This is a genomic window from Hymenobacter sp. (assembly GCF_035709525.1).
Lineage (GTDB): Bacteria > Bacteroidota > Bacteroidia > Cytophagales > Hymenobacteraceae > Hymenobacter.
In genome coordinates this window covers 1-14258 of the sequence record NZ_DASTEP010000098.1, presented here as the reverse complement: position 1 = coordinate 14258, position 14258 = coordinate 1, and the positions used below count along the sequence as shown (strand labels likewise).

The window sequence follows — 14258 nt, the reverse complement described above, 5'->3', positions numbered from 1 at the left end:
ATCCGAAAACCCACTCACCCACTCATCCAATCGCGTCCAGCGACAGCCGGTCGGGCTGGAGCATGCGGCGAAACTCGCTCACCGAGCGGCCCGTGACCTGGCGAAACTGGTTGCTCAGGTGCTGGCCCGACGAGTAGCGCAGGTTGTCGGCAATCTGCACCAGCGTCATTTCACCGTAGCTCAGCATTTCCTTCACGCGCTCTATCTTCATGCGAATGAGGTACTTCTCAATCGTGAGGTTGGCCGTGCGCGAGAACACCTTGCTCAGGTGCGAGTAGGTAGTGGCAAAGCGGTCGGCCAGAAAAGCCGAGGTAGTGAGCGGGGCCGGCGCGGTGCGCAGGTGCTCCAAGTATTCTTGCAATACGGCTTTAATCTGCTCGGTGAGCTGCTCGGCGCGGTCGAGTAGCACGTCGAAGCCGGCTTCGCGCAGCAGCGGGGCCACCACTTTGAGGTCGACGGGCGTGGTGGGCGGCAGCTGGGCCTGGCCCAGCGTCACGGTCATGGGCTCGTAGCCGGCTTTCACCAGCAGGTTCTGAACCGCCTCGACGCAGCGCGGGCAAACCATGTTCTTGATGTGCAGCAGATTGGTTTTCACGGGTTAGAAATTAAACTGAAGGAGAAGAAGGGCGGCGGCCCGCACTGGTAGCCACCGGGCGCGGGGGCGCTGGTTTGGCAGCCGCGCGCTTGGTCGGTAGCGTTTCGGCTTCCCAGCCGCGCCCAAACCAGTGCGAGCTGGCCCAGCCAATAAACGGAAGAATGGCCAGAAACGTCGCCGCTAACAGGCAGAAGCTTACGAAAAATGCCGTAAAAAGTCGACCGAAAAAGTGGTCGTCGGTGACAAAAAGGTATAGCACCAGCACCAAGCTCAGGGCTAAGCTGCTGCCTGCCAGCACGCCCACGCGCCGCCAGCGATACGCCGCTAAGCGCTGCCGAAGCCGGTGCGGAAGGGAAGAGGAGCGAGCCATACCGTGCAAAATTAGGGCGCTGGCCGCAACCGCGCCGCCTGCCCGCCCCGCCGCACAACCCCGATTGGCTTTTTTCGGTACTGAGCGGGTGGGCGGCCCCGTGGCGGGCGCGCCCCGGCTTCTCACCTTCTTTCCTTCACCCCATGAACCGCACTTTCCGCCTTTTAGCTTTCACCGCCGCCTTGCCCCTGGCCCTCAGCGCGTGCAGCACCGGCACCAAGGATGGCGACACTAACGTTGAAAAAGGCACCGCCAAAAAAATGGAGGAAAACGCCCCCCAACAGCCTATGAACGGCGACTCGCTGGCCGCTGGCATCCCGCGCGACAGCACCAGCCGCCCCACCGGCCGCGAGCTCTACGACGCCGCCGGCAAGTCGAGAGACAAAAACCACGACGGCATAGCCGACTAGCCCGCCCCGATGCAAAAAGCGGCCTGCCTCTCCACGAGAGGCAGGCCGCTTTGGCTAATAATTCAGTGCGTGCGTAGTGTTAAGAAGCTAGTGGTAGAGGGCGTACCGGTAAACGAAAACAACCCCGAGCTTTTCCTCCGTCGTAAACGGAGTGGTGGTATAAATCAAGGTCTTCGTTTTCAAGCAGCCAGTCGCGTACTGGCTCACCTCACGGCGCGATAAGGCCAGTTTATTGCCGGGTAGATAATCAGTTGAGTACGTGAGGTGGGCAACTTCACGCTGCTGGCTGTCATAGCGTCTAACTATCTTGTAATCGATAGTGCCGCGTTTCAGTTGCTGATTGAAATGCACCTCCGTATCCAGCAGGCCGTTGGGGGTGAATAATTTGATTTCAGTGGTGTCCTGGCTACCCCGGATATCGACTGTTTTTCGGAGCGTGCTGCCGTCTGGGTAATAGTAGTGGAGGCGTTGCTGCTGCGGAGTGGCGCTGCCCGAGTAGCTGGTTTCTGATACCGGTTTACCAGCCGCGTTATACGTGTACTTGGTGTAGCCCTGCGGCTTGCCTTGCTTGTCGAGGACCGTTGCTTTAACAAGTTGTTTGCGCTGATTGAACTCGTTAGTGAAAGAGACTTCAAAAAGTACCTCACCCGACGGCCGCGCCAGGCGGCGGTAAACCAAGTAGCCCACCGTATCGGTCCGAGCCGAGTCAATAGTGCCATCCTTACCGTCTTCCGACAAGTCGACGGTTTTCAGTAAATGGCCTTGCGCATCGTAGCTGAACGTGCGGGCAGTGTACCGTGTCGAATCGCGCACATTGTACTGTCGCCATTGGGTATGGCGGCCCGCTTGGTCATAAAAGAAGCGGTCGATAAGCCGGGGTGGCACTTTAGCCCCATCCGGTGACAACTCCACGTTGTACTGGCTGATAGATTTGAGCTTTTGCCCGGCCGCACACTTTTCGTTGGGATATTCTTCCTGCGCGTAGCAGCTAGCAACCGAGCCAACTGCGAGATACAGCGTGAGAAGAGTAGTTGGCGATACTATCATAGCACTAAGAAGTAGCAGGCGGCCCGTCAAGCCCAAATATAGGCAGCGGCTGGGGCCGGCGTAGCTACCCGGCTCGGCGGCTCCCTACGTGGGCAATGCGCCGAGGCTATTGCCCCAAAAAAGCGGCCTGCCTCTCCACGAGAGGCAGGCCGCTTTGGCATGCAGGAAAAGGGAGAGTTGGATTGGCAGCTTGCTTTGGTATTTCGATAGTGATAGGTGGCCAAGCCGATGGGCTTGGTGAGGGTAAGCGGCAGTTTTACAAAAGACTATTCTTTATGAAGCACTGCGATAAAGCTTAGTAAAACACGACCCCGTTGGGGCTCACCTGCACGGTGGCCGAGTCGAGCTTGGTGCCGTCGGGCTGGTAGCGGATGAGGCGGCCGGGGCTGGCATAGTTGAGGGCATCGGTGCCGTAGAGCTGGCCCGTAGTGGGGTCAATATCAAAGCCGTAGAAGCTGCGGCGGATGAGCGGCGTGGTAGGTAGCGCCGTGTCAGTGATGTTCATGCGGTACTCGCCCTTGCCGTAGCCATAGTAGAGCTGCTGGCCATCGGGCCCGATGCGCAGGCCGCCGCCCGAGCCCACCGTGGGCAGCGGCAGGCGCGTGAGCACCGTGGGCGTGGCCGGGTTGAAGCGCACGAGCGAGGCCGGCGTCGACACGTAGTCGGTCGAGCACAGCACCCAGATGGCACCATTCTTATCCACTACCAGGCTGCTGGCCGGCGAGGGCAGGGCGATAGTATTCGTCACGGCCCCCGAGGCATCGTTGATGACGGTCAGGAAAGCCGAGCCGCTGTTGGCCACGTAGATGTTGCCGGCCGTGGCTACCAGGCGCTCGGGGTTGGTGCCCACGCCTACCGAGCTGATAACCTTATTAGTAGCCAGGTCGATGGTACTCACGCGGCCCGCCGTGTAGGGCGCGGGGTAGGGGCCGCCGAGCCACTCGGTCACGTAGCCCTTCAGGGCGTTGGCGGTCGAGGGCAGGAAGTAGCGCGGCTGGTTGAGGCCCGAGATAGTGGCCTTCGATTTGAAATCGGGCAGCGACACTACCTCGATTTTGTTGCTGTTGTTCACCACTACGTAGCCGGTCGTGCCCACCACACCCATGCTTTGCACCACGCTGCCGAGCACGGCCCCGTTGTTGGCGCTGCCAAAGGCGTCGGTCGTCACGGCCTTGGTGCTCTTGTCGAAGCGGCTCACCGAGCCAGTGCCGTTGGTGAAGTTGCCTTCGTTGATGACAAAAGCATATTGCCCCGAGCCGCCGGAGGGCGCGGGCGCGGTGTTATTGTCGTCGGAGCAGCTAGCCAGGAAGCTGAGCGCTGCGGCGCTCAGCAGGAGCGGGCGAAAAAGGTTTTTCATAAAAAGCTGATGCCTAAGCGGCATCAAAATCAAAAAGGGGATAGAGAGACAGCTTGAAAAAACACTCGGGCTAGCGCCAGTCGAGGCGCAGGCTGGCCTGCCACGCGCGGGGCGGGGCCGGCCGGCCGGGGTAGCCGAAGTAGCTTTGATTGAGTAAATTAGAAAGCCGAAGCGAAGAAGTTAAGTCGCAGCCCGGCAGGTGCCAGGTGTAGCCCAGCGTGGCCCCGGCCACCGCGTAGGCGGGTAAAAACTCAATAGCCGAAGCGTCGATGTAGCGCCGGCCGGTGGCGCTGGCCTGGGCGCTCAGCACCCAGCCGCGGTACTGCTGGTCGGCCACGATAGTAGCCTGATTGCGCGGCACGTACATCAGCTGCACGCCCACGGGGTCGTAGTCGGCGGCCGAGCCCTGCACCTTGGTGGTGTGGGTGAAACTGTAGGCGGCGCGGGCGTGCAGGCGGTAAGGCCCACGCCGCAGGCGGTAGGCGAGGCTGGTTTCGAGGCCCTGGCTGCGCACCTGGCGCAGGTTGCGCGGGCTCCAGACGCCCCGGTCGTTGGGCGTCCACTGCACCCAGTCGTCCACGAGCTGCTGGAAGGCAGTGGCTTCGAGCGCCAGGCTGGCTTGCAGGCCCAGCGGCTGGCGCAGCCGCGCGCCGCCTTCGTAGCCCCAGCCGCTTTCGGGGCGCAGGTCGGGGTTGCCGCCGGGCCGCCAGTAGCGCTCGTTCAGGGTAGGGGCGCGGTAGCTGCGCGAGGCGCTGGCCTTGAAGGTGAGCCGAGTCCGGGCCGAGTCAGCGGCCGCCCGGCCGCCGCGCCAGTCCCACTCCACGCCCACGGTGGGCGTGAGGGGCGCCGCGCCGCCCGGCAAAAACGCCTGCCGCAGATTGCCCGACAGCAGCAGGCCGGGGCGCGGGTCGTAGCGCAGCAGGGCAAAGGCAGCGGCCCGGTTTTCGGCCACGGCAGTAGGGCCGTAGCCATCAATGTCAGCGGCAAAATGCTGCACCTCGGCCCCCACGCGCACACTGCCGCGCTCGCCCAGGGCGGCCGTGTGCTCGGCCTGCGCCTGGGTCGTCCGCATCAGCGAGTGGCTGGCAGCCCCGCCATCGAGGTAGTCGAGCACGTCCTCAAACCACGCCCCGCGCACCGACCACTGCCGCCGTGCCGAAGCCAGGTGGCGGTAGCCCAGCAGCAGGCGGCGGCTTTGGTCGAGCTCCCGCGTTTGGGTGGGCGCGGCATACACGCTGGGCATGATGTCGCGGTCGGTATCGGTAAGCCAGGCGGTGGCCGTGAGCTCGCCGCGCGCGCCCAGGCGCAGGGCCACGTCCTGGCTCAAACTCCACTGGTGGCGCAGGGCGGCGTTGGAGAGGCGGTAGCTGGCCGGCCCGCGCGCCTCCTGGATGGTATAGGGGTAGTCGTTTTGGGCGGTGCGGTAGCTGGCGGTAGTGCGGGCGGCCACGCGGGCCGTAGCGCCGCGCACGGCCAGGCTGCCGCCGCGTAAGCCCCAACTACCGGCGTCGCCTTGCAGGCTGCCGCGCAGGCCGCGCCGCCAGTCAATTTCCTGGTCGAGCAGCACCACGCCCCCGATGGCCCCGCTGCCGTAGAGCGCCGCCGCTGGCCCCGGCTGCACCGCGATGCTGGTGGCCGCGCCCACCGGCAGGATGGCAAAATCGGCCTCGCCCAGCGACGGAATGTTGATGTTGAAGCCCTGCCACAGCACGGCCGTGTGCCGCGCCGCCGTGCCCCGCAGCGAGATGCTGGCCAGCTGCCCCGGCCCGTAGTTCTTGAAATACAGCGGCGTGCGCGCTTCCAGCAGCTCGACCAGCGTACCGCCCCGGTACTGCGCCAGCGCCAGCGAGTCGAGCACCACCTGCCGCGTACCCACCGCGAAGCGGCTGGGCCGCACGGTGTGCACGCGCACCTCGCCCAGGCGGTTTTGGCGCTCGCTCAGCAGCGTGTCGGGCCGCGTGGAGCGTGGTGCTTGGGCGTGCGCGGCGGGGCCGGCCGCCAGCAGCGCGGCGGCCAGCGCACAGCCCACCCGGCAGCGGCCAGGGCTGAAAACGAAGGATTTGAGCAGGTAGAAAAGAGACACGAACTAAATTTTCAAGCGAAAATTCAGTCCAAAACCCCGGCGTATTTTGCTGGCCGAAGCCGAAAGCGCGCTGAGGCTGAGGCCGAAAGCAGCTGCCCAACTCAGCCCCGAAGGGCGCGGCCGGGCGGGCGCTCTCGTTCTCCGCCCGTCCGCCGCGAGCGCTGAACCTGGTACTGCCCTGGCAGGTCTCCTGGCTTGCGCTGCCGGGTGGGCGGCCTTCCCGCTGCGTTGATTATCAGGTTGATAATCGCCGCTGGCAGTGGCGTGGGGTGCCCACCCCGATGTAGCGCGTACAGTTGCGGGGACAGCTCCGGCTTCAAACCGGATTCCCTTTTCAACCTCGCTCTGGAAAAGAGTCTGGTCACCGTGGCACTACAAAGATAGACCGCAGATTCAAACGGATTTTTAAGCTTTAACGGATACGCCTGCTGCGCCGGCGGGCTGGGGTGGTGGGGGGTGGGCTTTGCGGTGTTTGGGTGGTAAGTGCTTGGGAGCGTTTTATGCGTGAGCTTTTCTGCCTCCTTGCCGTATAGCCAGGCACAAGCTGAAGCTTATGCAACATCTGCCACTTGTCTTTTTTCAAAGCTCCGACGTGCTTGCCATTGCCCGCGGGCTGCTGGGTAAGCACGTTTTCACTTGCATCGATGGTGAGCTCACGGGCGGTCGCATCGTCGAAACCGAGGCCTACCGGCACGAAGGCGACCAGAGTATGACGCTGCACTTGCAGCGCAAAACCCGGCAGGCGCGCGGGCTGTACCAGCCGGGCGGCACGGCCTACCTCTACACCGTGTACCGGGTGCACACGCTCTTCAACATCACCACCTACGACGCTGCGCACCCCGATACGGTGCTCATCCGGGCCATCGAGCCGCTGGTGGGCCTCGACGTGATGTTGCGCCGCCGGGGTCTGGCGGCCGTGGCCCGCAACCTCACCGCCGGCCCCGGCGTGCTGAGCCAGGCGCTCGGCCTCACGCCCGCCCTCAGCGGCGAGCCGGTAGCCGGCCCGCACATCTGGTTTGAGGATGCGGGCGAAGAAATCGCTAACGAAAACATCACCGCAAGCTCGCGCGTGGGCCTGGAGTACGCGGGCGAAGAAGCCGTGGCCCTACCCTGGCGCTTCCGCCTCAAAGACAGCAAGTGGACGAGCCCAGCGAAGTAGTCATTTAACATTTATCAATTAACATTTAACAGCTTGGCAAAAGAGAATTGGCGAGCTGTTAAATGATAAATGTTACTTGTTAAATGACAAATGGTGCCGCTCGTCTTTCACGGCATTATGAATGTCCCACTCGATTTCGCGCTCGAAGGGGTGGTGGCGCACCGGGCAGTCGGGCATGTGGCACAGCGAGCAGGCGGCGTAGGAGCAGGGGTCGGCGTGCACGAACATCTCGACCTCCACGGCCGCGAAGCGGGCGCGGATGAGGGCCTCTACCTCGTGGATTTCGGTGTGAATTTTTTCCAGCGAGTAGTAGTAGGGCATCTGCATGTGGCAGTCGATGTGCAGGTTGGCCCCGTAGCGCTGCACGCGCAGGTTGTGCACGTCTATCCAGCAAGGGCGGCGCAGGCGTTGGAGCTCGGCGATAACTTCGGCCACGGTGGCCAGGTCGCTCTCGTCCATGAGGCCGCCCACGGCGCTGCGCAGCAGCTGGTAGCCATTGAAGAGGATAAAGCCGCCCAGCAGCAGCGCCGCGCCGCCATCGAAGCGCAGCACGCCCGTGAAATGCACCAGCACCAGCGCCGCCGACGACACAATGCTCGTGAGCGCGTCGATGTAAAGGTGCTTGCCATCGCCCACCAGCGCCACCGACTGCACCCGCCGCCCGGCCCGCACCAGCCACAACCCCAGCCCAAAATTGACCACCGCCGTGCTCGCCAGCAGCAGCACCCCGAAGTCGGGCTTCATGACGGGGTGCGGGTGCAGCAAACTCAGCCCCGCGCTGTAGAGGATGTAGGCCCCCGCGCTCACAATGAGCGCGCCCTCGAAGCCCACCGACAAATACTCGACCTTGCCGTGGCCGTAGGGGTGGTTTTCGTCCTTGGGCAGGTCGGCCAGGTAGAGGCTATACAGCGCAAAGCCGCTGGTAAACACGTTGATAATGCTTTCCAGCGCATCCGTCAGCACCACTTGCGAATGGGTGAGGCGGTAGGCGTAGAACTTGGTGAGCACCAGCACCACGCTCACAACCAGCGAGAGCAGGCCGAGGCGGCGCTTGAGGCCAGGAGAGGCAGACATGAAAAGGCAGTTGGCGAGCCGCAAAGGTCGGCACAGGCGGGCATGTAAAACGGAGTGGCACTCCGTTTGGCCCTCGGCAGGCCGCCCAGATGCCAAACGGAGTGCCACTCCGTTTTACACCGACCGGCAACTTTTTCTACGAAAAGGCAGTATTTAGGCTGGTTTAAAAATAAATTTAGGCTCGTCTAAAAACAGTCTATATCTTCGCCCTAACTATTTACTACAGAAGCGTTGTTACCTACGGCTACTCCCACCACTACTACGCCCCCCGCCGCGCCCGAGCCGGGCTGGCGGCACGCCCGGCAGGGCACCTCGCTCAGCGAAGTCCACGCCAGCATAGAGGTGCCGGGCGAAGGCGCCTCGTTCTGGCGCAAGTTTCGGGCCTACTGGGGGCCGGGGCTGCTGGTAGCCGTGGGCTACATGGACCCCGGCAACTGGGCCACCGACCTGGCCGGCGGCGCGCGCTTTGGCTACACGCTCTTGAGCGTGATTTTGATTTCTAACCTCTTCGCCATGCTTTTGCAGCACCTGGCCGCCAAGCTCGGCATCGTGACCGGACGCGACCTGGCGCAGGCCTGCCGCGACAGCTACTCCCGGCCCGTAGCCATCGCGCTGTGGGTGCTGTGCGAAGTTGCCATCGCGGCCTGCGATTTGGCCGAGGTCATCGGCTCGGCCATTGCGCTCAATTTGCTGTTTGGGCTGCCGCTGCCCTGGGGTGTGGCCATCACTACGCTCGACGTGCTGCTGGTGCTGCTGCTCCAGAACAAGGGCTTTAAGGTGATAGAAAGCCTGGTGGCCGGGCTTATCTTCCTCATCTTCCTGTGTTTTCTCTACGAAATCATCGCCTCGCACCCCGACTGGCTGGGCTTGGCCAAGGGCCTGGTGCCACGCACCGAGGTAGTGACCAACCCCGCCATGCTCTACGTGGCCATCGGCATCCTGGGGGCCACCGTAATGCCGCACAACCTCTACCTGCACAGCAGTATCGTGCAGGTGCGCCAGGTAGAGCAGACCGAAAAAGGCAAGCGCTCAGCCATCAAGTTTGCCACCATCGACTCGACGGTGGCCTTGTTTCTGGCCTTCTTCATCAACGCCGCCATTCTCGTGACCGCCGCCGCCGCCTTCCACGGCAAGGGGCATGAGGACGTGGCCGACATCGCCGACGCCCATAAACTACTGACGCCCGTGCTGGGGGCCACGGCGGCCAGCACCATCTTCGCCCTGGCGTTGCTGGCCTCGGGCCAAAGCTCGACGCTGACCGGCACCCTAGCCGGCCAAATCGTGATGGAAGGCTTCCTCAACCTGCGCCTCAAGCCCTGGGTGCGCCGGCTTATCACGCGGCTGGTGGCGGTAGTGCCGGCGCTGGTGGTGGCTATTCTGTACGGCGAGCAGGGCACGGGGCAATTGCTGGTGTTCAGCCAGGTAGTGCTCTCGTTGCAGCTGTCTTTCGCCGTGGTGCCGCTGGTGCTCTTCACCAATGACAAGCTCAAGATGGGTGTCTTCGTCAACCAGCCCTGGCTGCGCGTCACGGCGTGGGCCGTGGCCGGGCTCATCCTCGTGCTGAACGTGTTTTTACTCTGGCAGACAGTGTTTGGCGACGCCTAGCGGGCGTTTGCTGAGTATGAACCTCGCCCCTTAACTCCCCAGCTCCTAACCCCCCCCGGTTTCCCCTCAAAAGCGGCCCCCAACGCCCGCTCCTGGCCACGCCTTTGCCCATTCCCTATGAAGCTACTGCTCCTCTGCCTCCTGCTTCTCCCGGCCCTGGCCCGCGCCCAGGCGCTGCGCGGCCACGTGCAAGACCAGGCCGGCCAGCCCGTGCCCTACGCCAGCGTGGCCGTGCCTGCCCGGCACCTCGGCACCACCGCCGATGCCAGCGGCACCTTCGCCCTGCCCGACCTGCCGCCCGGCCCGCACGCGCTCGAAGTGAGCGCCGTGGGCTACGCCTCCGCCACGCAGACTATCACGCTGCCCACGGCCGCGCCGCTCGTCGTGCGCCTGGCGAAAGCGGAGAAAGCCCTCACCGAAGTAGTGGTAACGGGCGTGAGCCGCAGCACCGAGATTCGCCGCTCGCCGGTGCCCATCGCGGCCTTGAGCAAGCGGGAGATTATGCTCAACTCCAACGCCAACATCATCGACGCGGCGGTGCGGGGCGTGCCGGGGCTGAGCGCCGTAACCACGGGGCCGAACGTGTCGAAGCCGTTTATCCGCGGGCTGGGGTACAACCGGGTGCTTACCTTATATAATGGCCTCCGGCAGGAGGGCCAGCAGTGGGGCGACGAGCACGGCATCGAGGTCGATAACTACGGCGTGGATAGGGTAGAGGTGGTGAAAGGCCCGGCTAGCCTGCTCTACGGCTCCGACGCCGTGGCCGGGGTAGTAAACCTGCTGCCCGCCCTGCCCACCGGCCCGGCGGGCGAGCTGCACGGCGAAGCTCTCGCCGAGTACCAGTCGGTAAACGCCCTGCTGGGCCAGTCGGTCGCACTTAATTACCAAAACCACGGCCTGCAAACCAGCTTCCGCGCCAGCCACCGGCTGGCCCGCGACTACCGCAACGCCGTGGACGGCCTGGTGTATAACACCGGCTTCCGGGAGCTGACGCTGACCGGCATGGTGGGCGTGCAGCGCGCCTGGGGCGGCCTGCACCTCTGGCTGACCGCCTACAACAACCACCAGGAAATCCCCGACGGTAGCCGCGACTCGCTGAGCCGGGCCTTTACCCGCCAGATTTTCGAGGCCGATAAGGATGACATTAAGGCCCGGCCCGTGGTGAGCGACGCCGACCTGCGCGCCTACGGCCAGAGCGACCTGCGCCAGCACCTTCAGCACTACCGGGCCTTTGCCGATGGCAATATCAAGCTGGGGCAGGGCGAGCTGCGGCTGCTGGGCGGCGTGCAGCAAAACCACCGCCAGGAGTTCAACCACCCCACCGCGCCCACCCAGGCGGGCCTCGACCTGCGCCTCACCACCGTCAGCTACGAGGCGCGCTACCTGCTGCCCACCTGGCACGGCATCGAGCTGACGGCCGGGGCCAACGGCATGAGCCAGGCCAACGAGCACCTGGCCGCCACCGACTTTCCTATTCCGGCCTACCGCTTGTTCGACCTCGGCGGCTTTGGCGTGGCGAAAAAAGCCTTTGGCCAGCTGGAGCTGACGGGCGGCTTGCGCTACGACACCCGTGTAGTGCGCTGGGCTGACTTTTACACCGCCACCGACCCGGCCACCGGCTTTGGCATGGCGGCCGGGTCGGTGGCGGCGGGCGCGGAGCTGCCGTTTCCGGCCTTTCGGGCGGTCTACCGGGGCTTGTCGGCCAGCCTGGGGGGCAGCTATGCGGTGGGCGAGCACCTGGTGCTGCGCGCCAACGTGGCCCGTGGCTACCGCGCGCCCAACATCCCCGAAATCGGCTCCAACGGTCTCGACCCCGGCGCGCACATCGTGTATTTGGGCAACCGCAGCTTCGGCCCCGAGTTCAGCTTGCAGCAGGATGCGGGCGTGCTCTGGAAATCGGCCGGCTGGGAGGCCAGCGCCGAGGTCTTTCATAACTACGTCGAGAACTTCATTTACCAGGCCCGGCTCTTCGATGCCCAGGGCCAGCCCGTGGAGGTAGTGCCCGGCAACGCTACCTACCAGTACCAGCAGGCCGCCGCCCGCCTCTACGGCGGCGAAGTGGCCCTGAACCTGCACCCCGCCGCCCTGCCTTGGCTGAGCTGGCGCACCGGGGCCGCTTTCGTCATCGGCCTCAACGACAACCCCGCCCTGCGCGAGCGCGTGGGCGCGGCCAGCCGCTACCTGCCCCTGATACCCGCCCCCCAGGCCCGCACCGAGCTGCGCCTGAGCGCCCCCGCCCGCCCCGCCGCCCGCCTCAGCGGCACCTACCTGCGCCTCAGCCTCGATGGCACCGCTCCGCAAAACCGCTACTACGCCGTAGACGGGGCCGAAACCGCCACCGCCGGCTACCTGCTGCTGGGCGCGGGCGCGGGCACCACGCTGCGCACCAAGGCCGGCCGCGAAGCCGTGCAGCTCTTCGTGCAGGTCGATAATATCTTCGACACCGCCTACCAGGCGCACCTCAACCGCCTCAAGTACTTCGAGTACTACGCCGCCTCGCCCACCGGCCGCACCGGCATCTACAACCCCGGCCGCAACATGGGGGTGAAGGTGGTGGTGCCCTTTTAGTAGCGCGAACTTTGTAGTTCGCGTTTGCCTGGGGGATATTTACCGGGCTTAGAACGAATTGATTTTTAGACTTCTTTAAGGGTGAAGAACAGGCTACTTATTATTGGTGCGGTGCTGCTGGTTGCCGTGTGCTCCATTTGCTGCAACTGTAAGTGGTACGAAACTCAAGAGCAGCTACAGCAGCTATTTGATGCTTCAGATGTAGTATTTGTGGGGCTGCCGATACGGGATATAAATCCTGCGCAGCGTAGAAATCAAAATTTGCTGGGCTACGATGCGTTATTCAAGGTGATAAGTCAGCAAAAAGGCATTATAACCTATGATACAGTTCTCATTTTGCAAGATGATAGTAATTGCGCCCGGCTTTTTCGGCCAGCCGATACCATTATAGTGTTTGGCCGCCATATTAAGCGGTTGTCCCATAAGAGACGCACGAAGGAGTATTCCAAAGAATACTCCCTATTTGACTATGAGAGCAGCGTGTTTCAGGTCGGTAGTTTGGATAAAAACTTTCAGCTTTATAAACGGCTGCACAAGCATTATGCAGGGGTGCATACGTCGGGTTGTGTTTCATTTCCAATCCAGTATCGGCCAAGTATTGCAGCATTTTTGCGCGCTAAGCGGCAATAAATAATCGTCACGTATGAACGCCAACATCGCCCGCCTCGCCGCTATTGCTGCCCAGCCCGCCCGCCGCATCGTGGGCCTGATGTCGGGTACCTCGCTCGATGGGCTCGACGTGGCGCTGTGCCAACTGGAAGGCCACGGCACGGGCACTCGGCTCACGCTGGAGCGCTTCGCTACCGTGCCTTATGACGATGACACGCGCCAGCGCATCCGGCAGGTATTCGCCCGCGCGCAGGTCAGCCTCGAAGACCTCACCTTGCTGCACGCCTGGCTGGGCCGCCTGCACGCCAGTATGGTCAATGACTGCCTGGCCGCCTGGGGCGTGCTGCCCGCAGCCGTGGACCTCGTGGCCAGCCACGGCCAAACCGTGTACCACGCCCCGCAGCACCAGCACCAGCGCCCCGAGTTCGGGCACCACGCCACCTTGCAGCTCGGCGACGGCGACCACGTGGCCGTAGGCACCGGCATCATTACGCTCAGCGACTTTCGCCAAAAGCACGTGGCCGCCGGCGGCGAAGGCGCGCCCCTGGCCACCTACGGCGACTACCTCCTACTAAGCTCGCCCACCGAGGCGCGCCTCTTGCTCAACCTGGGCGGCATCGCCAACTTCACCTACCTGCCCCCGGCCGGCCCCGATGCCACGGCCGCCTTTAGCACCGATACCGGGCCGGGCAACACCCTGCTCGACGCCCTCGTGCGCCGCCACCGCCCACCCTTGCAATACGACGAAGGTGGCCAGCTGGCCCTGGCCGGGCAGCCGCACCCGGCGCTGCTGGCCGCCTTGCAGGCGCACCCCTTCTTCGAAGCGCCCCTACCCAAGACTACCGGCCCCGAGCTGTTCGGGGCCGATTACCTGGCCGCCGCCCAGGCTGCGACGGGCACCGAACGCCTGCCATTAGAGGACGTGTTGGCGACGCTAATCGAGCTGAGCGCCGGGGGCGTGGCGCGAGCCGTGGCGTTGGCCTTCGGCGACCAGCCGACGCCGCCCGTGTACCTCAGCGGCGGCGGCGCGCACAACCCCGCGCTGGTGGCGGCGTTGCGGCGGCACCTGCCCGGCGCGGCCTTCGCGACCACCGAGGCGCTGGGCGTGCCGCCCGATGCCAAGGAGGCTATTCTTTTCGCGGTGCTGGCCAACGAGGCGGTGGCGGGCCAGCCGGTGGCCATCGGGGCGGGGCGGCAGCGGGTGCCGGCCGTGGGCCTGGGCAAGGTGTCGTGGCCAGGGTAGCGGCCCCCGTTGCCGCTGGCCGCCGTTTAGCGCGCAGCGCGTAACGGCAGGCCGACCAGTGGGGCGAGTCGCCAGACTCGCGAGGCCGGGGTGGTGCCGCTCGCCAAGCGTATGTGCCGCTGTGCGGCAGTGAGTTTG

11 protein-coding genes and 1 riboswitch are annotated in these 14258 nt (G+C 64.2%); of the genes, 6 read left to right on the top strand and 5 right to left on the bottom strand.

Features of this window, described 5'->3' with window-relative positions; genetic code table 11:
* Positions 1-22: 22 nt before the first annotated feature.
* Positions 23-595 (bottom strand): AraC family transcriptional regulator, encoded by a 573-nt coding sequence (locus VFO93_RS08475; protein ID WP_325133927.1) that lies wholly within the window; start codon positions 593-595, stop codon positions 23-25.
* 513 nt (positions 596-1108) lie between these two features.
* On the opposite strand from VFO93_RS08475, the gene VFO93_RS08470 reads away from it, so the two are divergent.
* Positions 1109-1375 (top strand): hypothetical protein, encoded by a 267-nt coding sequence (locus VFO93_RS08470; RefSeq protein ID WP_325133926.1) that lies wholly within the window; start codon positions 1109-1111, stop codon positions 1373-1375.
* Positions 1376-1462: 87 nt separating this feature from the next.
* Here VFO93_RS08470 and VFO93_RS08465 read toward each other — a convergent pair whose 3' ends face one another.
* The 3 genes from VFO93_RS08465 to VFO93_RS08455 form a co-directional block, all read right to left on the bottom strand.
* A complete protein-coding gene (locus VFO93_RS08465) occupies positions 1463-2422 on the bottom strand; it encodes a hypothetical protein (protein WP_325133925.1) in 960 nt (319 codons plus the stop codon).
* Positions 2423-2717: 295 nt separating this feature from the next.
* On the bottom strand, positions 2718-3779 hold the full coding sequence (locus tag VFO93_RS08460) for a DUF5074 domain-containing protein (RefSeq protein WP_325133924.1): 1062 nt from the start codon (positions 3777-3779) through the stop codon (positions 2718-2720).
* Positions 3780-3849: 70 nt separating this feature from the next.
* A complete protein-coding gene (locus VFO93_RS08455) occupies positions 3850-5862 on the bottom strand; it encodes a TonB-dependent receptor (RefSeq protein WP_325133923.1) in 2013 nt (670 codons plus the stop codon).
* A gap of 163 nt (positions 5863-6025) precedes the next feature.
* Positions 6026-6246, bottom strand: a riboswitch (cobalamin riboswitch).
* Positions 6247-6415: 169 nt separating this feature from the next.
* Here VFO93_RS08455 and VFO93_RS08450 point away from each other — a divergent pair.
* The gene (locus tag VFO93_RS08450; RefSeq protein ID WP_325133922.1) at positions 6416-7021 is read left to right on the top strand and encodes a DNA-3-methyladenine glycosylase; all 606 of its coding nucleotides are present in this window, start codon (positions 6416-6418) and stop codon (positions 7019-7021) included.
* A 72-nt stretch (positions 7022-7093) separates the two neighbouring features.
* On the opposite strand, the gene VFO93_RS08445 is transcribed toward VFO93_RS08450, so the two are convergent.
* On the bottom strand, positions 7094-8095 hold the full coding sequence (locus VFO93_RS08445; protein WP_325133921.1) for a cation diffusion facilitator family transporter: 1002 nt from the start codon (positions 8093-8095) through the stop codon (positions 7094-7096).
* A 231-nt stretch (positions 8096-8326) separates the two neighbouring features.
* Here VFO93_RS08445 and VFO93_RS08440 point away from each other — a divergent pair, with 231 nt between their 5' ends.
* The 4 genes from VFO93_RS08440 (at position 8327) to VFO93_RS08425 (ending at position 14120) form a co-directional block, all read left to right on the top strand.
* The gene (locus VFO93_RS08440) at positions 8327-9700 is read left to right on the top strand and encodes an Nramp family divalent metal transporter (RefSeq protein ID WP_325133920.1); all 1374 of its coding nucleotides are present in this window, start codon (positions 8327-8329) and stop codon (positions 9698-9700) included.
* A 117-nt stretch (positions 9701-9817) separates the two neighbouring features.
* Positions 9818-12268: a TonB-dependent receptor gene (locus VFO93_RS08435; RefSeq protein ID WP_325133919.1), complete on the top strand. Its 2451-nt coding sequence runs from the start codon at positions 9818-9820 to the stop codon at positions 12266-12268.
* 81 nt (positions 12269-12349) lie between these two features.
* Positions 12350-12898 (top strand): hypothetical protein, encoded by a 549-nt coding sequence (locus tag VFO93_RS08430; protein ID WP_325133918.1) that lies wholly within the window; start codon positions 12350-12352, stop codon positions 12896-12898.
* Positions 12899-12911: 13 nt separating this feature from the next.
* A complete protein-coding gene (locus tag VFO93_RS08425) occupies positions 12912-14120 on the top strand; it encodes an anhydro-N-acetylmuramic acid kinase (protein ID WP_325133917.1) in 1209 nt (402 codons plus the stop codon).
* Positions 14121-14258: the final 138 nt, after the last annotated feature.

Bases quoted from the DNA above. Each gene is read 5' to 3' on its own strand.
- VFO93_RS08450 (WP_325133922.1), top strand. From the start codon at position 6,416: ATGCAACATCTGCCACTTGTCTTTTTTCAAAGCTCCGACGTGCTTGCC.
- VFO93_RS08425 (WP_325133917.1), top strand. From the start codon at position 12,912: ATGAACGCCAACATCGCCCGCCTCGCCGCTATTGCTGCCCAGCCCGCC.
- VFO93_RS08465 (WP_325133925.1), bottom strand. From the start codon at position 2,422: ATGATAGTATCGCCAACTACTCTTCTCACGCTGTATCTCGCAGTTGGC.
- VFO93_RS08445 (WP_325133921.1), bottom strand. From the start codon at position 8,095: ATGTCTGCCTCTCCTGGCCTCAAGCGCCGCCTCGGCCTGCTCTCGCTG.
- VFO93_RS08470 (WP_325133926.1), top strand. From the start codon at position 1,109: ATGAACCGCACTTTCCGCCTTTTAGCTTTCACCGCCGCCTTGCCCCTG.
- VFO93_RS08460 (WP_325133924.1), bottom strand. From the start codon at position 3,779: ATGAAAAACCTTTTTCGCCCGCTCCTGCTGAGCGCCGCAGCGCTCAGC.
- VFO93_RS08435 (WP_325133919.1), top strand. From the start codon at position 9,818: ATGAAGCTACTGCTCCTCTGCCTCCTGCTTCTCCCGGCCCTGGCCCGC.